At 71.4% G+C, this 25,687-nt stretch carries 24 protein-coding genes; 13 read left to right on the forward strand and 11 right to left on the reverse strand.

Annotated features, from left to right (window positions below; genetic code table 11):
- The first annotated feature begins 210 nt into the window (after positions 1-210).
- Positions 211-564 carry a hypothetical protein gene (locus ACFU97_RS00005; RefSeq protein WP_384248609.1) on the forward strand — a complete coding sequence of 118 codons (354 nt, stop codon included), beginning with the start codon at positions 211-213 and terminating at the stop codon, positions 562-564.
- An 81-nt stretch (positions 565-645) separates the two neighbouring features.
- Here ACFU97_RS00005 and ACFU97_RS00010 read toward each other — a convergent pair whose 3' ends face one another.
- The 5 genes from ACFU97_RS00010 to ACFU97_RS00030 all read right to left on the reverse strand — a co-directional run bounded on the left by ACFU97_RS00010 (position 646) and on the right by ACFU97_RS00030 (position 7,260).
- Complete coding sequence (locus ACFU97_RS00010; RefSeq protein ID WP_384248611.1) at positions 646-2,019, reverse strand: alpha-amylase family protein; 1,374 nt, start codon at positions 2,017-2,019, stop codon at positions 646-648.
- A gap of 123 nt (positions 2,020-2,142) precedes the next feature.
- Entirely contained in the window at positions 2,143-3,822 is a 1,680-nt protein-coding gene (locus ACFU97_RS00015) for a glycoside hydrolase family 13 protein (RefSeq protein WP_384248614.1), read from the reverse strand.
- Between the two features lie 130 nt (positions 3,823-3,952).
- Positions 3,953-4,861 (reverse strand): sugar ABC transporter permease, encoded by a 909-nt coding sequence (locus tag ACFU97_RS00020; RefSeq protein WP_384248616.1) that lies wholly within the window; start codon positions 4,859-4,861, stop codon positions 3,953-3,955.
- 13 nt (positions 4,862-4,874) lie between these two features.
- Entirely contained in the window at positions 4,875-5,882 is a 1,008-nt protein-coding gene (locus tag ACFU97_RS00025) for a carbohydrate ABC transporter permease (RefSeq protein ID WP_384248618.1), read from the reverse strand.
- Between the two features lie 103 nt (positions 5,883-5,985).
- Positions 5,986-7,260 (reverse strand): extracellular solute-binding protein, encoded by a 1,275-nt coding sequence (locus tag ACFU97_RS00030; RefSeq protein ID WP_384248621.1) that lies wholly within the window; start codon positions 7,258-7,260, stop codon positions 5,986-5,988.
- 359 nt (positions 7,261-7,619) lie between these two features.
- Between ACFU97_RS00030 and ACFU97_RS00035 the strand changes: the two genes are divergently transcribed.
- Positions 7,620-8,654: a LacI family DNA-binding transcriptional regulator gene (locus ACFU97_RS00035; RefSeq protein ID WP_384248623.1), complete on the forward strand. Its 1,035-nt coding sequence runs from the start codon at positions 7,620-7,622 to the stop codon at positions 8,652-8,654.
- A 131-nt stretch (positions 8,655-8,785) separates the two neighbouring features.
- Entirely contained in the window at positions 8,786-9,625 is an 840-nt protein-coding gene (locus ACFU97_RS00040) for a phosphatase PAP2 family protein (protein WP_384248626.1), read from the forward strand.
- Positions 9,626-9,689: 64 nt separating this feature from the next.
- Here the strand turns inward: ACFU97_RS00040 and ACFU97_RS00045 are convergent, their stop codons facing one another.
- Entirely contained in the window at positions 9,690-11,261 is a 1,572-nt protein-coding gene (locus tag ACFU97_RS00045) for an amidohydrolase (RefSeq protein ID WP_384248628.1), read from the reverse strand.
- Between the two features lie 83 nt (positions 11,262-11,344).
- Positions 11,345-12,805: an APC family permease gene (locus ACFU97_RS00050; protein WP_384248630.1), complete on the reverse strand. Its 1,461-nt coding sequence runs from the start codon at positions 12,803-12,805 to the stop codon at positions 11,345-11,347.
- Between the two features lie 135 nt (positions 12,806-12,940).
- On the opposite strand from ACFU97_RS00050, the gene ACFU97_RS00055 reads away from it, so the two are divergent.
- On the forward strand, positions 12,941-13,558 hold the full coding sequence (locus ACFU97_RS00055) for a TetR/AcrR family transcriptional regulator (protein ID WP_384248633.1): 618 nt from the start codon (positions 12,941-12,943) through the stop codon (positions 13,556-13,558).
- 110 nt (positions 13,559-13,668) lie between these two features.
- Here the strand turns inward: ACFU97_RS00055 and ACFU97_RS00060 are convergent, their stop codons facing one another.
- Together ACFU97_RS00060 and ACFU97_RS00065 are read right to left on the reverse strand one after the other, a co-directional pair.
- A complete protein-coding gene (locus tag ACFU97_RS00060; RefSeq protein ID WP_384248635.1) occupies positions 13,669-16,662 on the reverse strand; it encodes a bifunctional [glutamine synthetase] adenylyltransferase/[glutamine synthetase]-adenylyl-L-tyrosine phosphorylase in 2,994 nt (997 codons plus the stop codon).
- A 122-nt stretch (positions 16,663-16,784) separates the two neighbouring features.
- Entirely contained in the window at positions 16,785-17,633 is an 849-nt protein-coding gene (locus ACFU97_RS00065; RefSeq protein WP_384248638.1) for a hypothetical protein, read from the reverse strand.
- A 158-nt stretch (positions 17,634-17,791) separates the two neighbouring features.
- Between ACFU97_RS00065 and ACFU97_RS00070 the strand changes: the two genes are divergently transcribed.
- The 6 genes from ACFU97_RS00070 to ACFU97_RS00095 all read left to right on the forward strand — a co-directional run bounded on the left by ACFU97_RS00070 (position 17,792) and on the right by ACFU97_RS00095 (position 22,992).
- Positions 17,792-18,535: a response regulator transcription factor gene (locus ACFU97_RS00070; protein WP_384248640.1), complete on the forward strand. Its 744-nt coding sequence runs from the start codon at positions 17,792-17,794 to the stop codon at positions 18,533-18,535.
- Between the two features lie 156 nt (positions 18,536-18,691).
- A complete protein-coding gene (locus ACFU97_RS00075) occupies positions 18,692-19,132 on the forward strand; it encodes a VOC family protein (RefSeq protein WP_384248643.1) in 441 nt (146 codons plus the stop codon).
- A gap of 140 nt (positions 19,133-19,272) precedes the next feature.
- Positions 19,273-20,175, forward strand: a complete 903-nt coding sequence (locus ACFU97_RS00080) for an alkaline phosphatase family protein (protein ID WP_384248645.1) — start codon at positions 19,273-19,275, stop codon at positions 20,173-20,175.
- Position 20,176: 1 nt separating this feature from the next.
- Positions 20,177-21,511, forward strand: coding sequence for an MFS transporter (locus ACFU97_RS00085; RefSeq protein WP_384248648.1), 1,335 nt, complete (start codon positions 20,177-20,179; stop codon positions 21,509-21,511).
- Positions 21,508-22,527 carry a TolB family protein gene (locus tag ACFU97_RS00090; protein ID WP_384248650.1) on the forward strand — a complete coding sequence of 340 codons (1,020 nt, stop codon included), beginning with the start codon at positions 21,508-21,510 and terminating at the stop codon, positions 22,525-22,527. The genes ACFU97_RS00085 and ACFU97_RS00090 overlap by 4 nt, the downstream gene beginning before the upstream one ends.
- A 39-nt stretch (positions 22,528-22,566) precedes the next feature.
- On the forward strand, positions 22,567-22,992 hold the full coding sequence (locus ACFU97_RS00095) for a VOC family protein (RefSeq protein WP_384248653.1): 426 nt from the start codon (positions 22,567-22,569) through the stop codon (positions 22,990-22,992).
- Between the two features lie 6 nt (positions 22,993-22,998).
- Here the strand turns inward: ACFU97_RS00095 and ACFU97_RS00100 are convergent, their stop codons facing one another.
- Positions 22,999-23,202: a hypothetical protein gene (locus ACFU97_RS00100; protein ID WP_384248656.1), complete on the reverse strand. Its 204-nt coding sequence runs from the start codon at positions 23,200-23,202 to the stop codon at positions 22,999-23,001.
- Between the two features lie 301 nt (positions 23,203-23,503).
- Here ACFU97_RS00100 and ACFU97_RS00105 point away from each other — a divergent pair, with 301 nt between their 5' ends.
- Positions 23,504-23,641 carry a hypothetical protein gene (locus ACFU97_RS00105; RefSeq protein WP_384248658.1) on the forward strand — a complete coding sequence of 46 codons (138 nt, stop codon included), beginning with the start codon at positions 23,504-23,506 and terminating at the stop codon, positions 23,639-23,641.
- 62 nt (positions 23,642-23,703) lie between these two features.
- Here the strand turns inward: ACFU97_RS00105 and ACFU97_RS00110 are convergent, their stop codons facing one another.
- Positions 23,704-24,342 (reverse strand): TetR/AcrR family transcriptional regulator, encoded by a 639-nt coding sequence (locus ACFU97_RS00110; RefSeq protein ID WP_384248660.1) that lies wholly within the window; start codon positions 24,340-24,342, stop codon positions 23,704-23,706.
- Between the two features lie 129 nt (positions 24,343-24,471).
- On the opposite strand from ACFU97_RS00110, the gene ACFU97_RS00115 reads away from it, so the two are divergent.
- Entirely contained in the window at positions 24,472-25,218 is a 747-nt protein-coding gene (locus tag ACFU97_RS00115; protein WP_384248662.1) for an SDR family NAD(P)-dependent oxidoreductase, read from the forward strand.
- Between the two features lie 102 nt (positions 25,219-25,320).
- Positions 25,321-25,674: a nuclear transport factor 2 family protein gene (locus tag ACFU97_RS00120; protein WP_384248664.1), complete on the forward strand. Its 354-nt coding sequence runs from the start codon at positions 25,321-25,323 to the stop codon at positions 25,672-25,674.
- The last annotated feature ends 13 nt before the right edge of the window (positions 25,675-25,687 follow it).

Consider the following 25,687-nt stretch of genomic DNA (forward strand, 5'->3'; position numbering starts at 1 on the left):
GCCACCCGTTACGACAAACTCGCGATCGTCTATCGCTCTGCAGCCGTACTGGCGGCCGTCATCACTTGGCTACGAAGTTGAGAGACACGACCTAGCCTCCGGCGACGTCCTGGACTTCACCGACGCGAGCAGGATGGAGAGCGCGTTCCAGGGGAACGTCAGCGACCTGTCCTCCAGAGCGACCAGGCCCCGCCGAACTCCTCGGGCTTCGTGACGGACACCGACTGCTCCGGCGGAAGCTGGTACTGCCTGGACCGTGACACCGGGCTCGTCGGCATGGTGGCCTGGCACAACACCTTCACCACCGGCATGGCGGACGGCACCTGCAGGAACGTCGTCGACGGCGGCGCGAGCACGGTCACCGTCTCCGGCGGCAGCGCCTCGCTCACCATCCCGGCGAAGAGCACGGTCGCCTTCTACGACGCGTCCTGCACGTGCACCGTCGGCTGCGACGACCCGGGAGGCGGGGGCGGTTCGTCCGGCTCCACGGTGAGCGCGACGTTCGACGAGTACGCCCCGACGACGTCCGCCTCGAAGGCGGTCAAGCCGGCTCCGGGAACGTGACCTGGGAGCCCGGGACGAACCGCTCGTACACGACGGGCGGTTCGTCCGGCTACACCACGAGCGACACCTGGAAGTAGGGCCTCAGCAGCTCGACTTCCCGGCGTAGATCGCCAGCGCCGTGTTGGCGCCCAAGGTGGCGGTGAACTGCCCACTGGAGTTCACCGCCACCGACGTGTTGTTCTGCACGTTGCAGTACGTTCCCGCCGGCAGGGACGTCTGGTAGGTCCGGGTCAGCGAGCTCGTCTCGTGGTTGATGGCGACATAGCCCTTGCTGCCGCGGCCGAAGCCGATGGCGTCGTTGCCGTCGTCCCACCAGTTGCTCAGGGCCTGGCCACGGGTGGCGTTGCGGAAGGCCACCATGGACTTGATCTCCGGCCAGGCGTGCTGGCACTTCCAGCCGTCCTGCCAGCAGGCGGTGACGGTGCCGCCGTTGGGCGGGCCGGCGTCCGCGTCGGACCACTCGTAGCCGGAGTTGATGTCCGGGGCGCCGTAGGGGTAGGCGAGCATGAAGACGTTGGCCAGGGTGTAGTTGGCGCCGTCCTTGTAGTTGAGCGTGCTGCCGTTGCGCTCGGTGTCGTGGTTGTCGACGAAGACGCCGGCCACCGAGCTGCTCATGTAGCCCCAGCCCTCGCCGTAGTTCTTCAGGTAGGCGAGGTTCTCGTTGTTGAAGACGCGCTTGAGGTCGTAGGCGTAGCGGAACTCCTGGACGTCGCCGTTGCCGGTGTACTCGGTGGGCTGGACGGCCTCGCCGGCGCCGTAGATGACCTCCTGCTTCCAGTACGCGTTCGGGTTGGTCAGGCGGGACTTGATGTTCGCCAGGTCGGCGGCGTCGATGTGCTTGGCCGCGTCGATGCGGAAGCCGTCGACGCCGAGGGAGAGCAGGTCGTTCATGTATCCGGCGATGGTCTTGCGGACGTACTCCTCCCCCGTGTCCAGGTCGGCGAGGCCCACCAGTTCGCAGTGCTGGACGTTCCAGCGGTCCTGGTAGTTGGAGACCTGCGAGGTGCAGTCGTCGAAGTCGTAGGAGGAGTAGAGGCCGGGGTAGTCGTACTTCGTGTACGACGACCCGCCCGTGCCGGTGCCGCTGCCCGCGGACATGTGGTTGATGACGGTGTCGACGACGACCTTCACGCCGGCCGCGTGGCAGGTGCTGACCATGTTCTGGAAGGCGGCGCGGTCGCCGAGGCGGCCCGCGATCTTGTAGCTCACCGGCTGGTACGACGTCCACCACTGCGAGCCCTGTATGTGCTCGGCGGGCGGGGAGACCTGGACGTATCCGTAGCCGGCCGGGCCGATCGTGCTGGTGCACTCCTTGGCGACCGAGGCGTACTTCCACTCGAAGAGGACGGCGGTGACGTCCTTGGTCCCGGGGGGCGAGGCGTGTGCGGCCGTCGGGGTCATGACAAGGGCGGCGGCCGAGAGGGCGACCGCCGCGGAGAGCGTTCTGCGTGCCATGTGGGGGCTCCTTCACCGTTGAAGGCTCTTGCTGCAAGTTTTCAACCAACTTGCGGTGACGGAGATGTTAAAGGCCCGCTGCCTGAAAAGGCAGCGGGCCGTGTGAAGTTGATGCAAGAAATTTCAGAGGCGGGTGGTGAACCACACCGTGGTGTCCGCGGGCACCTTCGTCTCGCCGTCCGCCTCGGTCACCTCACCGCTGGCGAGCAGGACGCGGCCGTACGCCGGAGTCGTCACCGACTCGCCACCGGTGTTCGCGACGCACACGAACTCCCCGCGCCGGAAGGCGAGTACGCCCTCGGGGGCGCGCAGCCACTCCACCGCCTCGCCCGCACCCAGGTCGGGGTGCTCACGGCGGGCCGCGAGGGCGGCGCGGTACAGCTCCAGGGTCGAGCCCGGCACGCCCTGCTGCGCCTCGACGCTCAGCTCGCCCCAGCCCGCCGGCTGCGGCAGCCAGCTGCCACCGCCGCCGAAGCCGTACGACGATCCCTCGCGCGTCCACGGGATGGGCACCCGGCAGCCGTCGCGGAAGCCGTCCTGGCCGGCGCCGCGGAAGTACGCCGGGTCCTGGCGCACCTCGTCCGGCAGGTCGACGACGTCCGGCAGGCCGAGCTCCTCGCCCTGGTAGACGTAGGCGGAGCCGGGCAGCGCCAGCATGAGCAGGCTCGCGGCGCGGGCGCGCCGCAGGCCCAGCTCGCGGTCGCCGGCCAGGCGGATCTGGGTGCCGAGGCCGGGCGGGTTGGCGAAGCGGGTGGCGTGCCGGGTGACGTCGTGGTTGGACAGCACCCAGGTGGCGGGGGCGCCCACCGGGCGCATCGCCTCCAGCGTGCGGTCGACGCACGCGCGCAGCTCCTCGGCGTCCCAGGCGGTCGACAGGTACTGGAAGTTGAAGGCCTGGTGCAGCTCGTCGGGGCGGACGTAGTTCGCGGTGCGCTCGACGGTCGGCGTCCATGCCTCGGCGACGAAGATGCGCTCGCCCGCGTACTCGTCGAGGACGTGCCGCCACTGGCGGTAGATCTCGTGCACGCCGTCCTGGTCGAAGAAGGGCATGACATCGTTGCCCAGCAACTTCAGCTGGTCGTGGGCGCCGAGGTCGGGCAGACCGGGTGCCTTCACCAAGCCGTGGGCGACGTCGATGCGGAAGCCGTCGACGCCCATGTCCAGCCAGAAGCGCAGGATGGAGCGGAACTCGTCGCCCACCGCCGGGTGGTCCCAGTTGAAGTCGGGCTGCTCGGAGGCGAAGAGGTGGAGGTACCACTCGCCGGGAGTGCCGTCCGGCTCCGTCACCCGGGTCCACGCCGGTCCGCCGAAGATGGACTCCCAGTCGTTGGGCGGCAGTTCGCCGTTCTCGCCCTTGCCGGGACGGAAGTGGTAGCGCTCGCGCAGCGGCGAGCCCGGGCCCTCCCGCAGCGCGCGCTTGAACCACTCGTGCTGGTCGGAGGAGTGGTTGGGCACGAGGTCGACGATGATGCGCAGACCCAGCTCGCGGGCGTCGCGGATCAGCGCGTCCGCGTCCAGCAGGTTGCCGAACATGGGGTCGACGGCACGGTAGTCGGCGACGTCGTAGCCGGCGTCGGCCTGCGGAGAGGCATAGAAGGGGCTGAGCCACACGGCGTCCACGCCGAGGTCGCGCAGGTACGGGAGTCGGGAGCGTACGCCTTCCAGGTCGCCCATGCCGTCGCCGTTGCTGTCGGCGAAACTGCGCGGATACACCTGGTAGATCACCGCGTCTCTCCACCAGTCGCTGCGCTTGGCTTCGGCGGAGTGCGGGGCCGGGGCAATGGCGGAGTGCTGCTGGCTCATGGCGTCCTTGGTACGTAACGGGGTCATGGGGTCGGGTGGAGATACATCGGTGGGACGAGACGGTCGCGGTGACTGCGGGGTCGGATGGGCACCGCGACCGTCTCGGTTCTCTGGGGCGGCCGGGCCGGCGTCAGCCCTTCGTGCCGCCGGCCGTCAGGCCGGTCACCAGGTTCTTCTGCACGAGGTAGAAGAACGCGGAGACGGGTATCGCGATCAGCACGGCGGTGGCGGCCATCAGGTTGCGCTGGGCGTCGTGCTCGCTGACGAAGGTCTGCAGGCCGACGGCGAGCGTGTACTTCTGGTCGTCCAGCATGAACGTCGTGGCGAAGGCGACCTCGCCGAACGCGGTGATGAAGCTGTAGAAGGCGGCGACCGCCAGACCGGGCTTGGCGAGCGGCAGGATCAGTCGCGCGAACGTCCCGAACGGGGAGAGCCCGTCGACGCGTCCGGCCTCGTCGATCTCGAACGGGATGGTGTCGAAGTAGCCCTTGAGCAGCCATGCGCAGTACGGCACGGCCGTCGAGCAGTAGACGAGGATCAGCCCGAGGTAGCTGTCGATCAGGCCGAGGTCGGACAGGATCTGGTACATCGGCACCATGAGCACGGCCACCGGGAACATCTGGGTGACCAGGAGCACCCACATGAACTTGCGGTAGGCCGGGAAGCGCATGCGCGAGACCGCGTACCCGGTGGTGGCGGCGACCAGGACGCCGAGCACGGTGGTGCCGAGCGAGACGATCAGGGAGCTCTTCAGCCAGTCGAAGAAGCTCGTGTGCTGCAGCACGAAGGAGTAGTTGGAGAGCGTCATCTTCTTCCAGATGCCGCCCGGGTGGAGGTAGTCGTCCTTGTCCGGGCCGAGGGACAGGAAGACCAGCCAGACGATCGGGAAGAGGGCGATCACGCTCCCGGCGATCAGGATGCCGTGGGAGGTGAGGGACGCCGCGAGGCTGCGCCGGCCCCGGCGCCGGGCCGTGGGCGGGCGCTTGGCCTGGCCGTCGTCGGTCACCGCGGCTGAGGTCGCGACAGTGGTCGTACTCATGGGAACTCCTGCCTCAGATCGCGAGCTGCTGCTCATTGCGGTTCAGCCAGCGGCGGTAGAACGAGGTGAAGACGATCAGGATGGCCAGCAGCAGGATGCCGTAGGTGGCCGACTGCGCGAAGTCGCGTGGCTGCTGCCCGAAGCCGAGGTAGTAGGCCCAGGTGACCAGGATCTGGGCGTCCGGGGCCGAGTTCGCGCCGAACAGAAGGAAGATGACGGCGAACTGGTTGAAGGTCCAGATGATGCCGAGCAGGACGACCGTGGAGCTCACGGAGCGCAGGCCCGGCAGGGTGACGTGGCGGAAGCGCTGCCAGGCACTCGCGCCGTCCATCTCGGCGGCCTCGTACAGGGAGGCGTCGATGGATTGCAGGCCGCCGAGGAGCGAGACCATCATGAACGGCACACCGCACCAGGTGTTGACCATGATGGCGGCGAACCGCTGCCAGAAGGTGTCCTCCAGCCAGGACGGCGCCGGCAGGTGCAGGGCGTCGAGGAAGGTGTTGATGATCCCGCCGTCGGAGAGCATGATGCGCCAGCCGAAGACGGTGACGAACGTGGGGACGGCCCAGGGCACGATGAGCAGGAGCCGGTAGAGGGTCCGGCCGCGCAGCTTCTGGTTGAGCAGCAGCGCAAGGCCGAGGCCGATCGTGTAGTGCAGGGCGACGCACAGGGCCGTCCAGGCGACGGTCCAGATGAAGTGCGACCAGAAGCGGTCGTACGACAGCGGGCCGAAGAGGATGTCCTTGTAGTTGTCCAGCCCGATGAACTTGTACGTGGCGTCGATGTGGTTGACGCCGATCGTCCGCGCGGTGTTCAGGCTGTTGGCGTCGGTGAGGGTCAGGTAGAGGCCGTACACCAAGGGGTACAGCACCAGGACGCCGAGGACGATCACCACCGGGGCGATCATCGCGTACGCGTACCAGTATTTCTGATAGCTGTGCTTGAGGCGCTGGCCCAGCCCGGGCCGTGGCGCGCGGTCACCGTGGCGTTTGCCGGTCGCGCGGTCGATGGCGACTGTCATGTTCGGCACCTTCTGGAAGTTCTACGGCTCTGAGAAGCGGCTGGGCGCAGGCGGATGGCCGTCGGATCCGTTCCCCACAACGAATCCGACGGCCACGCGGGGCTTACTTGCTGAAGTCGGGCACCAGCTTGGCGATGGCGAGTTCAGCGTTGCTCAGACCCTTGTCCAGGGACTCCTTGCCACCGGCGATCTTCGGCAGCTCGGTGTCCAGCGGGCCCCACAGGGAGCTGTACTCCGGCAGCGCGGGCCGCGGCTGGGCGGCGGGCAAGACCGTCTGGTAGCCGGCGATACCCGGGTCGGCCTTGACCTCGGCGGTGTAGGCGTCGTCGCGGGTGGGCAGCGTGGAGTTCTTCAGGGCGATCTCCGTCTGCGACTTGGCGGAGGTCATGAAGTTGACGAACTTCAGCGCGGCCTTCTGGTGCGCGGAGTCCGAACCGGCGTAGACGGACAGGTTGTGACCGCCGGTCGGGGCGCCGCCCTTGCCGGTGGAGCCGGCCGGGATGTTGGCGATGCCGAGGTTGGACTTGTCCTTGAAGGCCGAGCCCTTGTAGAAGTTCGTGATCTCCCAGGGGCCCTGGATGATCGAGGCGACCTTGCCGCTGACGAACGCGTCCTGGATGTGGGCGTAGGCGTCGGCGGTGGTGTCGGCCTTGTGCAGGCCCTGCCCCTTGAACAGGCTCAGCCAGGTGCCGTAGGCCTTCTGGGCCTCGGGCGAGTTCACGGTGATCTTCTTGGCGGAGGCGTCGACCGTGTCGGTGCCCTCGCCGTAGAGGAAGGTCTGGGCGTAGTAGGCCTGGGTGGAGCCCCAGTAGCCGTAGACCTTGGCCTTGGAGTCGATCTTGGCGGCGTCGGCCTTCAGCTCGTCCCAGGTCTTCGGGGCCTCGGTGATGCCGGCCTTCTTGAAGAGGGCCTTGTTGTAGACGAGCGCGAGGGTGTCGGTGACCAGCGGGACGCCGTAGGTCTTGCCCTCGTACTGGGCCTGCTTGATCAGGCTGGACTGGAACTTGTCCTTGTCCTTGAGCGCCTCGGTGCCGTCCAGCGGCAGGAAGTAGCTCTTCTTGGCGAAGGCGGGGGTCCAGCCGACCTCGGAACGCAGCACGTCCGGGGCGCCCTTGGAACCGGCGGCGGTGTCGAACTTGTTCTGCGCCTGGTCGAAGGGGACGTTGACGTAGTTGACCTTGATGCCCTTGTTGGCGGCCTCGAACTGCTTGACCAGGGCCTTGTAGGTCGGCGCCTCATTGGTGGCGTTGGAGGTGTCCCACCAGGTGATGGTGACCGGGCCGCTGTTCTTGTCGCTGCCGCTATCACTGCCGCCGCAGGCCGTCGCCGCGAGGGCGAGGGACGCCACCAGCGCGGTGGCCGCTATGCCACGCCGCATGAGTTCTCCTTGAGGGTGAAAGCCCGTGTGGTGGGAGCGACCCCGTCCGCCGCTCCCGTCTTGCCGACTGCGCCGTTGCGGCCGCCGGGCGAGTGGGAACGTAACAGCGATGCAAGCGTTGCGAAAGACCTTGCAGAAAAAAAGTGCAAGCGACGACGGAAGTTACGTCGCCGTGACCCCTCCTCGACCGCCATGAGACCCATGTTCTACGGGGCTGAGCGGGGACGGACCGGGTTGTGCAAGACTCTGCAAGCTCTTGCCATCCTGCTCCGGCACGGGAATCATCCTCTTGCGGGACAAGGGGCACCGACCAGAACTGAGGGACCGCGATGACGATACGGCCGGTACAGTCCGGTGCCGTGACCACACGGCTTGCCGACATCGCTGCTCAGGCGGGGGTGAGCGAAGCGACCGTCAGCCGCGTCCTCAACGGGAAGCCGGGCGTCGCCGCCACCACCCGCCAGTCCGTGCTCGCCGCCCTCGACGTACTGGGCTACGAGCGCCCGGTCCGTCTGCGGCAGCGCAGCGAGGGCCTGGTGGGCCTGATCACCCCGGAGCTGGAGAACCCGATATTCCCCGCGCTGGCGCAGGTGATCGGCCAGGCGCTGACCCGGCAGGGCTACACCCCGGTCCTCGCCACCCAGACCCCCGGCGGCTCGACCGAGGACGAGCTGACGGAGATGCTCGTCGACCGCGGCGTCGCCGGCATCATCTACGTCTCCGGACTGCACGCGGACACCACCGCCGACATGGAGCGCTACGACCGCCTGCGCGCCCAGGGCGTGCCCTACGTGCTGGTCGACGGCTTCTCGCCGAAGGTGCAGGCGCCCTTCATCTCCCCCGACGACCGCGCGGCGATGACGCTGGCGGTGACGCACCTGGCCTCGCTGGGGCACACGCGGATCGGGCTCGCGCTCGGACCGAAGCGGTTCGTGCCGGTGCAGCGCAAGATCGAGGGCTTCGTCCGCGCCGTCCAGGACCAGCTCGGGCTGAGCGCGGAGGCGATCGAGACGGAGCTGGTCCAGCACTCGCTCTACACGCTGGAGGGCGGCCAGGCCGCCGCCACCGCGCTGATCGGCCGCGGCTGCACGGCGGTGGTGTGCGCGAGCGACATGATGGCGCTCGGCGCGATACGCGCGGCCCGGCAGCACGGCCTCGAAGTCCCGCGCGACATCTCGGTGGTGGGCTTCGACGACTCCCCGCTGATCGCCTTCACCGACCCGCCGCTGACCACGATCCGCAAGCCGGTCCCGGCGATGGGGCAGGCGGCGGTGCGGACGTTGCTGGAGGAGATCGGCGGGACGCCTGCGCCGCACAGCGAGTTCGTGTTCATGCCGGAGCTGGTGGTGCGCGGTTCGACCGCTTCGGCACCTGGGGACCGGAATCGTCCCTAGGGTGGAGATTCCGGGGTTTTCCACCCTTCGCCGGGAGTAGGCGCGGGCGTCTCGGCGTTGTAGAACATGCGGGCCGAACCCGACCGGAGGATGATCGGTCGGGCAGGACGTTTCTGGCAGACTTTGTGCCCATGGGTGATCCGACCGTGACCAGTCTGGAAGACCGTGATCAGACGGCCGTTCCTGACTCCCTCACGGCCGCTGGGAGCCCGGGTCTGCTGCGCCGGCTGCGCACCCCGCGCCGGCCCCGGCTCTGGTTCGAGATCCTTCTGATCGCGGTGAGTTACTGGACGTACTCGCTCATCCGCAACGCGGTCCCGGAGCAGCGCGGCAAGGCGCTGCGCAACGCCGGCTGGATCTGGAAGACCGAGCACCAACTGGGCATCGCCGTCGAGGAGTCGGTCAACCATGCGGTGAACTCCGTTTCCTGGCTCATCGTCGGCATGAACTACTACTACGCCACCCTGCACTTCGTGATCACGCTGAGCGTGCTGGTGTGGCTCTTCCGCAGTCATCCCGGGCGCTATGCGGCGACCCGGCTGGTGCTGTTCGCGACCACCGGTGTGGCCCTGGTCGGCTACTACCTGTATCCGCTCGCACCCCCGCGGCTCATGAACGGCAGCAGCTTCATCGACACGGTGATGGTGCACCGGACCTGGGGCTCGATGGCGTCGGGCGATCTGAAGCACATGTCGAACCAGTACGCCGCGATGCCGTCCATGCACATCGGGTGGTCCGTGTGGTGCGGGCTGACGATCTTCTTCCTGGCCAAGGTGCCATGGGTGCGGGTGCTCGGGCTGCTGTACCCCGTGGCCACGCTGATCGTCATCGTGGCCACGGCGAACCACTTCTGGCTGGACGCGGTGGGCGGACTGCTGTGCCTCGCCTTCGGGTTCGGGGTGTCGTGGGCCTGGTACGGGGTCCTGCCGTACGCGCTGCCGAAAATGCCGCCTTCCGAGGTGCCGCGTTAGGTTGTCGGGCGGGTGCGGCATGGGAGGTGGCCGGTCGCGCGGTTCCCCGCGCCCCTGAAAGCCCTCAGCCGCCGCGGTGCGTCACGTGGCCGCCCGTCACGGTCAGGCGTACCGGGGCCTGCGCCAGTTCGTCCGGTGGGGTGTTCACCGGGTCCATGGCCAGGGCCGTCAGGTCCGCCCTGTGGCCGGGCGTGATGCGGCCGGCCGTCGCGCTCTCGCCCGCCGCCTGCGCGGCGTGGGTCGTGCAGCCCTCCAGTGCTTCCAGGCCGGTCAGGCCCGCTCGCGCCGAGGCCGCCCCGCGCGGGGCCCGGGCGGTGGCCAGGACGGCGCGGGCGTCGTAGTGGGCGATGGGCCAGTCGGAGCCGAGGGCCACCGTCGCGCCCGCGTCGCGCAGGTCGCGCAGACGCCAGGCGTGGGCGGCTCGGGCGGTGCCGAGGCGACGGGACCACTCGTCGCTGCCGTCGGCGCGGGTGTAGGCGGTGTGCGGCGGCTGCATCGACGCCGCCACGCCGAGCTCGGCGAAGCGCGGGAGCAGGTCGTCGGGGGCCGTCTCGATGTGCTCGATGCGGTGCCGGTGGCGGCCGTCCGGGCCGAGGCCCGCGACGACGTCCAGGGCGTGGCGGACGGCCGCGTCGCCGATGGCGTGCGTGGCGGTGCGGACACCGGCCGCGTGCAGGTGCCGTACGGCGGCGGCGTACGCCTCGGGGTCCGGCCAGAACGCCTCGGTGCCCTGCCCGTGGCAGTCGGCGTGCTCCAGCCAGGCCGTGCCGCCCTCCACCGTGCCGTCCATGAAGAACTTGACCCCGCCGACCTGCCAGTGCCGTCCCCCGCGGCCCTGTGCGCCGACCAGCTCCCGCAGGCCCGCCTCGTCGACCCCGGGCATGCACCAGGGCGCGAACCGCAGGCGCACCGGCAGGACCGTCTCGCGGGCCACGGAGGCGACCAGCTCCTCGTCGCCGCCGTCCATGACGTGCGCCCCGGTCAGCCCGGTCGCCGCCATCTCCGACAGCAGCTCCACCAGGCGGGCCCGGCGGGCCGCGTACGACGGCCGGGGCACCACACCGGCCAGCAGGTCCATCGCGGCGTGCTCGACGAGGTGCCCGGTGGGGTGGCCGTCGGCGTCGCAGACCACCTGGGCGCGCTGGGCGAAGGTGCGGGGCCCGGTCACGCCCGCCGCGTCGAGGGCCGCGCCGCTCGCGAGCGCGGAGTGGCCGTCGTAGAGACGCAGGAAGGCCGGTGCTCCGTCGAGGACGTCCTCGATCAGGGCGCGGTCGACGGGGCGGCCCTCGAAGGCGTTGTGGTCGAGGCCGTGGCCGACCACCCAGCCGTCGATCCGCTCGGCCCGCGCGAGCGCGGCCTTCAGGCCCGCGAGGTCGGTCACCCCCGACAGATCGGCCCCGCTCGCCATCTCCAGCCCCCACACAGGGTGGCTGTGCGCGTCCACGAGTCCCGGCACGAGGTGCGCCCCCCGCAGCGACACGACCTCGGTGCCGGGCCCGCGCCAGTCGCGTACGTCGGCCTCGTCACCGACCGCGGCGATCACCCCGTCGCGCACGGCGACGGCGGTGGCGTACGGCCGGGCGGGGTCGAGGGTACGGACCTCGGCGCCGGTGAGGATCAGGGCGGGGCTGGACATGCGGGGTGAACTCCCTTGTTCGATGCGGTCGTTCGGCTTTCGGTACGGCTTGTTCGGTACGGCTATCCGGTTGTTCGGTACGGCTATCCGGCCGGCTCTGCCGCGAAGTCGGCGTACACCCGCGGCCGTTCGCGGCGCAGCCACCACGCCAGGACGAGGCCCGCGAGGAAGACGGCGGGCGCCGTGACGACCAGGACGGTGTCGACGGTGGCGGAGGCGCCGGTGAACAGGTCGACGTGGGTGATGACGAGCGCTATGGCGGTGGCGAGCAGGACGGCGGCGGTGACGGGCGCGACGACCGTGCGCAGGACGCCCTCCTGGTGCCGCACCCGCCGGAAGTAGCAGGGTACGGCGATCGCGGCGAGCAGCTGCAGGATGAACAGGCCGATCATTCCCGGGGTGTTGACCCACAGCAGCAGCTGCCCGTACGGGTCGGCGCCGGCCGCCCAGAAGGCGAGGACGACGATCGCGCCGAGCACGGTCTGCGCGACGCCCGCGACGTACGGGGAGCGGTGGCGGTCGTGGATGCGGCCCAGCCGGCGCGGCAGGACGCCCTCTTCGGCGAGCGCGAGCACGTAGCGGTTGATCGCGTTGTGGAAGGCGAGCAGGGAGGCGATGACGCTCGTGACGATGAACAGGTGCATCAGGTCGGCCGCCCAGCCGCCGACGTAGGTGGTGATGGCGGAGAAGAACAGGCCGCCGGGGTCCTTGGCCGCGGCCGCGAGCACCTCCTCGTCGCCGAAGGCCTGGATGACGATCCAGACCATGAACGCGTAGAAGAGGCCGAGGAATCCGACGGCCGCGTAGGTGGCGCGGGGCACTGTGCGGTTCGGGTCGCGGGCCTCGCGGCGGTAGATCACGGTCGACTCGAAGCCGGTGAACGCGGCGAAGGCGAAGGCCAGGACGACCGCGGTGCCGGGGACGAGGACGTGGCCCGGCGCGAAGGAAGCCCCGGACAGCCCGTGCGAGCCGCCCTTGACGAGCACCCCGCCCGCGAGGAGCGCGAGGATGCCGGTCTCGGCGACGAGCAGCACGCCGAGCAGCTTGGCGCCGAAGTCGATCGAGCGGAAGCCGCCGTAGCCGATGAGCAGGAGGCCGGCGAGGGAGATCGGCAGCCAGGGCACGTCGGCGCCGAAGAGGGCATGCAGGGTGTCCTTGGTGGCGGAGGCGAGGAGGCCGTAGACGCCGATCTCCATGCCGTTGTAGCCGACCAGGGCGAGCAGCGCGGCGCCGATGCCGACCGGGCGGCCGAGGCCGCGGGTGATGTACGCGTAGAAGGCGCCGCCGCTCCGCACATGACGGCTCATGGTGGTGAAGCCGACGGCGAAGACGGCGAGCGTGATGCCCGCGACGAGGTATCCGGCCGGGGCGCCGATGCCACCGAGCAGGATCGCGAGCGGGGCGACACCGGCCATGACGGTGAGCGGGGCGGCGGCGGAGACCACGAAGAAGGCGATGTCGGCGGTGCCGAGGGAGCCGGAGCGGAGGGTCGCCGCGGCGGGCGGCGTGCTCTCCTCGGAGGCGTCGGGGCTGGTGACGGACATGGGGAGTCCTTCGGGCGCGGCGGACGGGGAGGGTTCCGGTGACCCGTAAACCTAAAGGCTTTCGGTTTCGGCAATGTAGCCTCATCGTGGGCATCCGGGAAGCCCCATCTCGCACCTCCAGGGGAGAACACACGCATGGGACGGCCGCGCACACCGCTCCTCGACCGTGAGCGCATCACCACCACGGCACTGGAACTCGTCGACGAGCAGGGCGACTTCAGCGTGCCGCAGATCGCGAAGCGGCTCGGGGCGCAGACCGGTTCGGTGTATCACCATGTGGACGGCCGGGACGGGATCGTGGAGCTGCTGCGCGAGCGGGTCGCCGACTCGATCGACCCCGGCACGCTGGACGTGGCGCCGTGGGACGCCGGTCTGGAGGGGTGGGCGCGCTCCTACCGCGCCGCCTTCGCCGCGCACCCCAGGGCGATCCCGCTGCTGATGACCTCGCCCGTCCGGGCGCCGCGGGTGCTGGAGCAGTACGAGCGGGCGGTGAACCTGCTGCTCGACGCGGGCTTCGCGCCGGCCGACGTGATGGTGCTGATCATCGCCCTGGAGAACCTGGTGCTGGGGTCGGCGCTCGACCTGGCGGCCCCGGAGACGATGTGGGTCCTCGACGACGCGACGGCGACACCGCGGCTGGGCGAGGTGCTGGCGGCGGTCGGCGAGGGACGGGCGGACCGGGCGTTCGAGGTGGGGCTCGCGGGGTTTCTCAGCCATGCCCGGACGCTGCTCCTCAGCCCATCCGGCGCGTGACGTCCGGCGCGTGACGTCCAGCGCGTGACGTCCAGCACTTGACCTCCAGCACTTGACCTCCGGCGCTTGAAGACGAGGCCGTGCACCGGGCGGCTTCGACCGCCGGAGACCTACGCCCCGTAGAAGAGTTCCTCCACCACGGTCCTCGCACGCCGCGTGGAGCGCCGGTACGCGTCCAGCATGTCGCCCACGTGCCCGTCGCTGTAGCCCAAGTACCGCCCCACCGCGGCCAGTTCGCGCCCGTCGGACGGGAACGTGTCCCCGGCGCGACCGCGCACCAGCATCACCGCGTTGCGCACGCGGGTGGCCAGCACCCAGGCCTCGTCCAGGATCGCGGCGTCCTCGGCGGAGATCAGCCCGGCAGCGCACGCCGCCGCGAGCGCCTCGCGCGTGCGGGTCGTCCGCAGGCCCGGCTCGGCCCAGCCGTGCTGCAACTGGAGCAGCTGGACGGTCCATTCGACGTCGGACAGGCCACCGGGCCCGAGCTTGGTGTGCAGCTTGGGGTCGGCCCCACGCGGCATCCGCTCCGTCTCCATGCGCGCTTTCAGCCGCCGGATCTCGCGTACCGCGTCCTCGCCGAGCCCTTCCGCCGGGTACCGCAGCGGGTCGATCAGCTCGACGAAGCGGCGGCCCAGCTCCTCGTCCCCGGCGACGGGTTCGGCCCGCAGCAGCGCGTGCGACTCCCAGACCAGCGACCAGCGGCGGTAGTAGGCCTCGTAGGAGTTGAGTGTGCGCACCAGCGGCCCGGACTTGCCCTCGGGGCGCAGGTCGGCGTCGATCAGCAGCGGCGGGTCCGCGCTCGGGATCTGCAGCAGGCGGCGCATCTCCGAGACGACCCGGTTCGCGGCGTCGGAGGCCGCCCGCTCGTCGGCGCCCTCGGGCGGCTCGTGCACGAAGAGCACGTCGGCGTCGGAGCCGTAGCCCAGTTCGTGCCCGCCGAAGCGGCCCATTCCGATGATCGCGAACCGGGTCGGCAGGGTGTCGCCCCAGCCCTCGCGCACGACGGCGCGCAGCGTGCCCGCCAGCGTCGCCGCCGTCAGGTCGGAGACCGCGCCGCCGACCCGGTCCACCAGGGCACCCTCGTCGGCCTCGGCGGGCCGGGTCTCGGTGCCGTAGGAGCCGACGATGTCGGCGGCGGCCGTGCGGAACAGCTCCCGGCGCCGTACACCACGGGCCGCGGTGACCGCCTGCTGCGCGTTCTCCGCGCGGCGCACCGCGGCGAGGATCTCCTGCTCCAGGTGCTCCCGCCCGCGCGGCGTGAGCCCGCCGCCGTCCCCGTCGCCGAGCAGGGCCACCGCCTCCGGGGCGCGCATCAGCAGGTCGGGGGCGAGGCGGCCGGCGGACAGCACGCGCGCGAGGTTCTCGGCGGCGGCGCCCTCGTCCCGCAGCAGCCGCAGGTACCAGGGGGTCTTGCCCAGGGCGTCCGAGACCTTGCGGAAGTTGAGCAGGCCCGCGTCCGGGTCGGCGGAGTCCGCGAACCACCCCAGCAGGACGGGCAGCAGGGTGCGCTGGATGGCCGACTTGCGGGTGACGCCGGAGGCCAGCGCCTCCAGGTGGCGCAGGGCGGCGGCGGGGTCGTTGTAGCCGAGCGCGACCAGCCGCTCGCGGGCCGCCTCCGGGCTCAACCGGGCCTCGCCGGGCGCGAGTTGGGCGACCGCGTCGAGCAGCGGGCGGTAGAAGAGCTTCTCGTGCAGCCGGCGTACGACGGCGGCGTGGCGCCGCCACTCGCGGTTCAGCTCGGCGACCGGTTCGACGCGCAGGCCGAGCGAGCGGCCGATGCGGCGCTGGTCGGCCTCGTCCTCGGGAACGAGGTGGGTGCGGCGCAGCCGGTAGAGCTGGATGCGGTGCTCCATGGAGCGCAGGAAGCGGTACGCCTCGTCGAGCTGCACGGCGTCGGCCCGTCCGACGTAGCCGCCGGCCGCCAGCGCCTGGAGCGCGTCGAGGGTGGTGCCGCTGCGCAGGCCGGCGTCCGCCCGGCCGTGCACCAGCTGGAGCAGCTGCACGGCGAACTCGACGTCCCTGAGGCCGCCGGGGCCGAGCTTCAGCTCGCGGTCGATCTCGGCGGCGGGGATGTTCTCGACGACGCGGCGGCGCATCTTCTGCACGTCCGCGACGAAGTTCTCGCGCTCGGCCGCCTTCCAGACGAGGGGTTCGAGGGCGGCGACGTACTCCTCGCCGAGCTCGATGTCGCCGGCCACCGGGCGGGCCTTGAGCAGCGCCTGGAACTCCCAGGTCTTGGCCCAGCGCTGGTAGTAGGCGAGGTGGCTGGAGAGCGTGCGCACCAGGGGGCCGTTCCTGCCCTCGGGCCGCAGATTGGCGTCGACGGGCCAGATGGAGCCCTCGACGGTCGTCTCGGAGCAGACCCGCATCATGTGCGAGGCGAGCGCGGTGGCGGACCGCAGGGCCTTGGCCTCGTCCGCGCCGTCGACGGCCTCGCCCACGAAGATCACGTCGACGTCGGAGACGTAGTTGAGCTCGTGGCCACCGCACTTGCCCATCGCGATGACCGCGAGCCGGCACAGCGCGGCATCCTCGGGCGCGGCGGCGCGGGCGATGGCCAGGGCCGCGCGCAGGGTGGCGGTCGCGAGGTCGGCGAGCTCGGCCGCGGTCTCGGCGACGTCGGTGGTGCCGCACACGTCACGGGCGGCGATGGACAGCAGGCAGCGGCGGTAGGCGATGCGCAGCGAGACGGGGTCGTCGGCCCCGGACAGGCCGCGCTCGAACTCCTCCACCCCCGGGTGCAGGTCCCGCGGCTCGTAGGTGACCAGCGCCTCCCAGTCGCGCGGGTGCCGGGCCAGGTGGTCGCCGAGAGCGGCGGAGGCGCCGAGCACCCCGAGCAGGCGGTCGCGCAGCGGCTTGGCCGCTATCAGCGTGTCCAGCAGCTCGCGGCGCGTGGGGCCGGGCTGGGCCTCCAGCAGCCGTACGAGACCGAGCAGCGCGAGGTTGGGATCGGCGGTCGCCCCGAGCGCCTCCAGCAGCACCGGGTCGCTGCGTACGGGCGTCAGCTCGTCGCTGTCCAGCAGCCGCTCGGCGGCGGAGGGGTCGGTGAAGCCGTGCCGCAGCAGCCGCGAGAAGGTACTGCTCCTGCGCCCCGGCACCGTCATCCCCGGTCCTCCCGTCGGATCAAGGTCGTACTGGCCCGAGCCTAGCCGGAGACCAGGACGGAAGCGCCGGGGCGGGGGTCCGGTTTCGATGGGTGGAACGGGCGAAGCCGGCCGCCCCGGCCTCAGCGGGCCACCACCACCGTGGCCGGACGGGACGGGTCCAGGAGGACCTGGTCGCCGGGGGCGCGACCGGGGGACGGGCCACCGACCGACGGCACGGCCACGACAGGCACGAGCGGCTCGGCGAGCGGCACCAGGACCTGCCGGACAGTGCCGGGTCGGCCGCCGCCGCGGGCGCCGGCGTACTGGACGTCGAGGCACAGGGCGCTCAGCCGGGCGAGTGCGTCCCGGACGTCCGTGCCCCGCTCGACCCCGGGCAATGCGGCCCGGCGAGGGGCGGAGCCGTCGTGGCGCGCGCACGCGCGCGTAGCGGGCGGCGGCACGGGCCGGCCGTGCGGTTCGGACAGGGTGAGCCGGGTGAGGTCGCCGGCCGCGTTGTTCGTGGCGTCGACGCGGATGACGTCGCGGCGCAGCCACTGCAGCGGGTTCCCGTCGAGGCCGGCCCGCACCCAGCCGGCGGTGTCGACGAGGAACCCTGTTTCGACGGCCGGTTCGTCCGGCGGCCACAGGCGCGGCAGGTGCGCGCGGGAGGCCCGTTCCGTGCGGGCCCCGGGCCAGTGCCGCAGCACGACCAGAAGCCGGTCGCCGGGCCGCCCGAAGCGGTACGGGCGCCCCGCCGTCACCGGGTGGCTGCCGGCCGGCGTGACCGCCGCGCGCGAGGCGCCGGAGAACTCGATGCCGCCGCGGGCGCCGAAGGTGAAGCGCACGGCCGAGAACGCCGCCTTGCCGTCCGTGGCCGCGGAAGCGGCGGACGGGCCGTCGCAGCCGGTGGTCAGCAGAGCGGCGGTCAGGGCACCGGCCCCGGCGGCGGCCGCCGCGGCGCGGCACGGACGTGAACGGATGTACCGCATGGGATGCCTCCTTCGGGCCTGCGGCCGCAACGGCCGTACCCCTCGACCGTGCGCGCACCAAGGCCCCGAGCCCATTCGCCATTTGACGAATCCCGGGCTGGCGGCGGGTGGAGGCCCTACATTGCGAACAGGACGAAGTCCGGCCCCGGGAGGCCGACATGACCACGGCACAGGCTCATCTGCGGCACATGGCGGACGTGCTGGACGGGGCCCGGCACGCTCCCTCGGACGCGGTGCCCCCGGAGTCCCTGCTCACCGGCATGCAGCGCCTCGTCCCGTGCGACTGCGCCTGCTTCTCCGAGCTGGACGTCCCCACACGCATCCACGTCAACGAGCAGGAGACGCCGTACGACAACTGGGGCGGCCTGGGCTGGGACGCCGATCTGGCGGGCTACTGGCGCTGGCGCCACCAGCACCTGCAGTGCCTGTGGGTCGAGGGGCCGCACGCCGCGCCTGAGGTCACGCAGATGACGGACTTCATGCCGGTGCGCGAGTTGATGAACCTGCCGATCTACAGCGAGGCGCTGAGCCCCTTCAAGTGCATCGCCGCCGTCGCCCTGCCCACCGCACCCGGCCGTACCCGCGTCTTCCAGTTCCTGCGCGAGGAGGCGAAGCCGTTCAGCGAGCACGAGATGACCACGCTCCGGCTCATGGCGCCCCACCTCTACGAGATCTACCGGGACGCCGCCCGCCGGCGCCGGCCCCCGGTCCACCTGACCGTGCGCGAACTGGACGTCCTGCGCTGCGTGGCCCGCGGCCTGAGCACCGGGGAGATTGCCGCGCAGCTCGTCGTCGCCCCGAGCACGGTCCGCAAGCACCTGGAGCACGTCTTCGCGCGCCTCGGCGTCTCCAGCCGTACGGCCGCGGTGGCCCGGGTGTTTCCCGAGGTGGTGGCCGTCTGACCTGGGACTTGGGCGCGTCTTCGGGTTCTCGGTGGCGCTCCGCGCCGATTTCGGCTTCGGTGAGGGGGAGCCGTGCCGTCGTGGACGGTGGCGATGCGCGTGAGGGACATGTCAGTGATCCAGGCAGTGACCGACGCACGACAAAGGAGTCGTTCGATGGACATGAGTCTCGAAGTGCTGTTGATGCCCGTCTCGGACGTGGACCGGGCCAAGGAGTTCTACCGGGACAAGGTCGGTTTCCATGTGGACCTCGACGGTGAGGTGATGCCCGGCGTGCGGATCGTGCAGCTGACGCCGCCCGGGTCGGGGTGCTCGATCGCGCTCGTGGACGGCCTTCAGGTGCCGACGGGCACGCCGCAGCCGGGGACGTACCACGGCATGCAGCTGTGCGTGACGGACGCGAAGGCCGCGTACGAGGAGCTGACCGCGCGCGGCCTCGACGTCACCGAGCCGCAGCAGTTCGCGCCGCAGGACGGGGCCACCTTCATGTACTTCAAGGACCCGGACGGCAACGGCTGGGCGATCCAGGAGTACCGGCGCCGGGAGAGCGAGCCGCTGCACCGGGTGCTGGCCGAACAGGCCGCCCGGCAGGAGTAGTTGAGAGCGGAACGAGTCACCGGGGAGTAGTTCACCCGCTCTTCACCGGGCGGGTTGGGTGACGTGGGGAGGGGGAATCTTGGCGTGTGCATGCTCTGTCCGCACCGCCGCCCCCGCCCTTCCCCCCTCCGGAGGTTGATGTGTCCGGCAGTACAGCACGCTCCGCCAGCCCCACGTACCGTCGCGGCCGCGCGGCGGTCGCGTCCGCCCTCGCCCTCGCGGCGGCGGCCGCCGGCCTGTGGACAGGCCTCGGCGGCTCCTCGTCGGCCGCGTCCGGCGTGCCGGCCCCCGACCACGTGGTGGTCGTGGTCATGGAGAACCACGCGTACAGCCAGGTGATCGGCTCCTCCAGCGCCCCGTACATCAACTCGCTCAAGACCGGCGGCGCGGTCCTCACCCAGTCGTACGCCCAGACCCACCCGAGCCAGCCCAACTACTACGCCCTGTTCTCCGGCTCCACCCAGGGCGTCACCGACGACAGCTGCGTCACACCGGGCTTCTCCTCGGCCGCCAACCTCGCCTCGGAGCTGATCGCCGCCGGAAAGACCTGGGCCAGCTACAACGAGTCGCTGCCCAGCCAGGGTTCGACGACCTGCAGCAGCGGCAACTACGCGCAGAAGCACAACCCGTGGTTCGGCTTCTCCAACGTACCGACGTCGTCCGCGAAGACCTTCGCCCAGTTCCCGACCGACTACTCCACCCTCCCCGACGTCTCCTTCGTCACCCCCAACCTGTGCAGCGACATGCACGACTGCTCGGTGTCGACCGGCGACACCTGGCTGAAGAACAACCTGGGCGCCTACGCCACCTGGGCCAAGACCCACAACAGCCTGCTCGTCGTCACCTTCGACGAGGACAACAGGCTGGCCGGCAACCGCATCCCGACGGTCCTGTACGGCCAGCCGGCGACGGCCGGGTCGAGCAGCGCCACCACGTACAACCACTACAACCTGCTCCGCACGCTGGAGGACTCGCAGGGCCTGACGACCCACGCGGGCAACGCCTCCTCCGCGTCCGACATCACGGGGATCTGGGCCTCCTGAGATGTACGTAGCGGACAGCCGCGCAAGCACTCCTGATGCGCCGGCGTCCGCGGACGGCGCCGTCCGGCCACTCGCCGGGCGGCGCCGCGCCGCGGTCGCCCCCACGGTCCTCGCGCTCGGCTCGGTCAGCCTGATCACGGACGTCTCGTCGGAGATGGTGACGGCCGTCCTCCCCCTCTACCTGGTGGCGGGCCTCGGCCTGTCCCCGCTGGGCTTCGGGCTCCTCGACGGGATCTACAACGGCTTCTCCGCGCTCGTCCGCCTGGTCGGCGGCCACCTCGCCGACCGCGGCGGCGGCCGCCACAAGTGGGTGGCGGGGCTCGGCTACGGCCTCTCCGCCCTCTGCAAGCCGCTGCTCCTGCTCGCGCACTCCCTGACGCCGATCGGCCTGATCCTGGCCGCCGACCGCACCGGCAAGGGGCTGCGCACGGCCCCGCGCGACGCGCTGATCTCCCTGTCGTCCACGCCGCACAACCGCGGCCGCGCCTTCGGCGTGCACCGCGCGATGGACACGGCGGGCGCGCTGCTCGGCCCGCCGGCGGCCTTCCTCATCCTGCGGGCGACGGTGGACGGCTACGACGCCGTGTTCACGGTCAGCTTCTGCGTGGCGGCGCTCGGCGTGCTGGTGCTGGTGCTGTTCGTGCCCGGCACCTCCGCCGCGCCCGCGGTGGATCAGGCGGTGCGCCCCACCCTGCGCGCCGCCCCTGCCCCGCGCGCCGCCCCCACCCTGCGCGCCGCCCCCACCCTGCGCGCCGCCCTCGGCCTGCTGCGCCGGCGCGACCTGCGCCGCATCACCGTCTGCGCCCTGCTGCTCGGCCTGGCGACGGTCAGCGACTCCTTCGTCTATCTGCTCCTCCAACGCCGGCTCGGCGTCCCCGACCGCTGGTTCGCCCTGCTCCCGCTGGGCACCGCGGCGGCCTTCCTGCTGCTGGCCGTACCGCTGGGCCGGCTGGCCGACCGGGTGGGCCGCCGACGGATCTTCCTGGCCGGCCACGCCGCGCTGCTCGCGGTGTACGCCCTCCTGCTCACCTCCTGGCACGGCACGGCCCTGCCGTACGCCGTCCTGCTCCTGCACGGCTGCTTCTACGCGGCGACCGACGGCGTGCTGATGGCGGCGGCCTCGGACGGCGTGCCCGAGGAGCTGCGTTCGTCGGGTCTCGCGGTGGTGCAGACGGGGCAGGCGCTGGCCCGCTTCGTGTGCTCGCTGGGCTTCGGCGCCGCGTGGACCCTGTGGGGCGACCGTACGGCGCTGCTGGCGTCGACGGCCGCGCTCGCGCTGTGCTTCGCGTTCTCCCTGACGGCCCTGCGCCCCGCTCCCCCGGAGGCCACCGCATGACCGTACGCAACCGCATCCTGATCCTGCTGTCGGCCGTGGTGGCGCTCGCGGCCGTCGCCGTGGCGTCGATCCTGCACGCGTCGGCGCGCGCGGACCGCAGGGACCAGGCCCAGCCCGGCGGCCCCCGCGTGACCTCGGGGACCGTCAGCCTTACCGCCCCCGGCAGCATGGTCTTCCGCAACCTGGCCTGGGGCCCGCACCGCGACGAGCTGACGGCCGTCCCGGCGGCGGACCCGTCCGGCCCGCGCACCGCATCCGGCGTCAAGTGCCTTCGTTTCCACGCCGCTTCGGGCACGGGAGTGTGTCTGCAGGCGGTGCACGGCGCCGTCTCGGACACCTACCGCGCCCTGATCCTCGACGCGCACCTGAAGGAGAAGGACCGCTACGACGTCCCCGGCATCCCCTCCCGCGCCCGCGTCTCCCCCACCGGGCACTTCGCCGCGTGGACGGCGTTCGTCGGCGGCGACTCGTACGCGGGCACGAACTTCTCCACCCGCGCGGCCATCGTGGACGTACGGACGGGGAAACTGACCCCGTCCCTGGAGGAGTTCCGGATCGTCAAGGACGGCCACGACTACCACGCCGCGGACGTGAACTTCTGGGGCGTGACGTTCGCGAAGGACGACCGCACCTTCTACGCCACGCTCGCGACGAAGGGCCGGACCTACCTGGTCCGCGGCGACGTGCGCAGGCGCACGGTCACCACGCTGCACACGAACGTCGAGTGCCCGTCCCTCTCCCCCGACGGCACCCGCATCGCCTTCAAGAAGCGCGTTCCGGGCCTCCCGAAGGACGCCCCGTGGCGGCTCTACATCCTCGACCTGCGCACGATGCACGAGACCGCACTCGCCGAGTCCCGCAGCGTCGACGACCAGGCCGTCTGGCGCGACTCCAGGACGCTGGTCTACGCCCTGGCCGGCGACTACGGGGCCGACCTGTACGAGGTCCCGGCGGACGGCACGGGGCCGGCACGGCGCGTCGGCAGGGCGGCGGTGTCCCCCGCGTACGTCGGCTGACCGCGCGCCCGGGGACGCCGGGCGGGGCACAGTGGAGGGATGACCGCAGACGACCGGAAGACGATGGCCGGGGCCCGGGTGATGCCCCGGCTCCCCGCGAGCGACCTGGAACGGGCCCGGCGGTTCTACGCCGAGAAGCTCGGCCTCGACCCCGTCGACGAACGGCCCGGCGGACTGCTCTACCGCACCGCGGGCACGGAGTTCGTGGTGTTCCAGTCCACGGGCGCCTCGCCCGGCACCTTCACGCAGATGGCGTGGGAGGTCGACGACCTCGACGCCGTCGTGGCCGAACTCAGGTCACGGGGCGTGCGGTTCGAGGACGTGGACGTCCCCGGCCTGCGCACCGTGAACGGCATCACCGAGGTCCAGGGCCACTATCCGAGCAAGGGCGCCCGCGCCGAACGCGCGGCGTGGTTCCGCGACAGCGAGGGCAATCTGATGGGCATCGGCCAGCCGCTCCGCTGACGCCCTTCACTCACCGCCCCGACGCCCGCGGGCGTCCCACGCCTCCTGCACGGCGATCCACACGAACGCCAGCGAAGCGGCCAGCCACATCACGTCACTCCACGAATCCCCCAGCAAGTAGTGGGAGAAGACGGCGGCGCCGCCGAAGCCGACCACCGCCAGAACAGACCTCGCCAGGCGCCGCCCGGCCGTCCCTCGTCCACCCGTCATCCTCAACTGAGTAGCACGAAGCCGCACTTCACTACCGAGATCACCGCGACCTGTGACAATCCCGGCAAACTATGGACACGTCAACGCGGCGCCCGCCGGATGAAGGACGGGAGCGCCTTCGCCGCCTTCGTGGCCTTTTGGCCTTCGTCGCCGAGCTGCCGGATGCCGGCCCGGTCGGCTGCGCCGTCGGGACGATCGACGACCACGCCCCGAGCCCGCGCAACCGTCACGGCCTGCGCGGGAGATCGCCAACGTCGTCACCGCACCGGACCTCCGCGGCCGGGAACTCGCCCGCACCTGCGTGAGCGCGCTGCCGACCTGGTTCACCGACGAGACGGCCGCCACGACGGTCCGCCTGACCGCCACCACCGACGGCGAGACCCTCTACCGCGCCCTCGGCTTCACCGACCCCCGCGACCGATCCTCCAGACACGCCTGACCCGCCCCTGACCTGCCGAGATCCCCGAGCAGGGGGCCAGGCCGCCCAGGCTCCCCGCGAGATCAGGGAACCTGACCGCCCGTCCCGGCCCAGTCGGCGCCTTCCGCGCCGGAGGCCGGGACGGCGCGCAGGGCGATGTCGACCGTGGCATGCAGAGCACCGCGGTCCGCGCCCGCGGCCGCGTGGACGGCATTGCCTTCGCTGACGACCATGACGTAGCGGGCCAGGGTGACGGGATCGGTGTCCGCCGGCAGGTCGCCCGCCGCCACCGCCTCGGCGAGGCGTGCGGCCAGTGCCTGCTCGCCGGCGAGACGGCTGTCGGCGAGGAACCTGGCGATGTGGCCGTTCTCGCCGCCCTCGGCCAGGCCTCCCTGCACCGACAGGCATCCCGGCGGGCGGTCGGCGCGGGTGAGCGCGTCGGCGTTGGCCCGGAGGAAGGTCTCGATGACGGCGTACGCGGTGGGCTGTGTGAGCGCCTCGCGCGCGTAGGCCATGTCCGCCAGCGCATAGCGGGTGACGGCACGGCGGAACAGCTCCTCCTTGTTGCCGAACGCCGCGTACATGCTGGTCCGGTTGATCCCCATGGCGTCGGTGAGATCGCTCAGCGAGGCGCCTTCGTACCCCCGACGCCAGAAGACCTCGATCGCGCGGTCGAGCGCCGCGTCGGCGTCGAAGCCACGAGGTCTGCCTCGTCCCGCCATCCCCACACCCCCGTCATCAGGTGCCGTCAATCTTAACCGGCCGGTACGGAAATAGCCCGGGAGGAGCCGCTGTTCTTCAGTACCGAACGGTACAGAAAAAGACCGCGATTCCTTCAAGGAGACCTGATCATGGGACAGCTCGACGGCAAGACCGCTCTCGTCACCGGTGCCACCTCCGGCATCGGCCTCGCCGCCGCACGGCGGCTCGCAGCCGAGGGCGCACACGTCTTCCTCACCGGCCGCCGACAGCAGGCCCTGGACGAGGCGGTCGCCTCGATCGGCGACCACGCCACCGGGGTACGCGCCGACGTCGCGAACCTCGACGACCTCGACCGGCTGTTCACGGCCATCGGCGGACGGGGAGGGCTCGACATCGTGTTCGCCAACGCCGGCGGCGGCGAGTTCGCGGCACTGCCCGACATCACCTGGCAGCACTACGCCGACACCTTCAACACCAACGTCGGCGGCACCCTGTTCACCGTGCAGAAGGCGCTGCCCCTGCTGAAGCAGGGCTCCTCCGTCATCGTGACCAGTTCCAACATCGACACCAAGGGCGCCGCGTCGTTCAGCGTCTACGCCGCCACCAAGGCCGCGCTGCGCTCGCTGACGCGCAGCTGGGCCGCCGAGCTGGTCGGCCGCGGCATCAGGGTCAACAGCATCGCGCCGGGTCCGATCGAGACGCCGGGCCTGAGCGGTCTGGCGGGCGACGCCGAAGCCGCCGAGCAGTTGCTCAAGGGCCTGGCCTCCGGCGTGCCGATGAACCGGCTCGGACGCCCCGACGAGATCGCCGAGACCGTGCTGTTCCTGGCGTCGGACGCCAGCGGCTACATGACCGGCGCCGAGATCTACGTCGACGGCGGCGCCAGCCAGATCTGACCGTCATGATCCACTGACCCCGCCACCGTGCACCACCGCCGGGGCGCCTGCCGTGACCGACCGGCCCGGCACGCGCCCCGGCGACCACACCGTAGGAGCTTCATGCACACCGTGACCGACCTGCTGGCCGCCAATCTGCACGAGGTGTTCGGCAACCGCGACGCCCACTCCCGCCGCGCCGCGATCGAGCGGATCTACACCGAGGACGTCGTGTTCACCGATCCGGAGGGCGCCGTCACAGGCTGGGACGCGCTCGAGGAGAAGGCGCGCGCCCTGCTCGACAGGGTGCCGCCGTCCTTCCGCTTCACCGAGGACGGCGAGCGCTACGCCGGACCCGGCGACGGGGCTCTCGCCTGGGCGTTCGGCCCCGAAGGGGAACCCGCGGCGCGGGGCATCGACGTCATCACCGTGCGCGAGGGCAGGATCGCCACACTGCTGACACTCTTCGCCGCCTGACAGGGCGTCACAG

This window comes from Streptomyces sp. NPDC057616, from assembly GCF_042800575.1.
Lineage (GTDB): Bacteria > Actinomycetota > Actinomycetes > Streptomycetales > Streptomycetaceae > Streptomyces.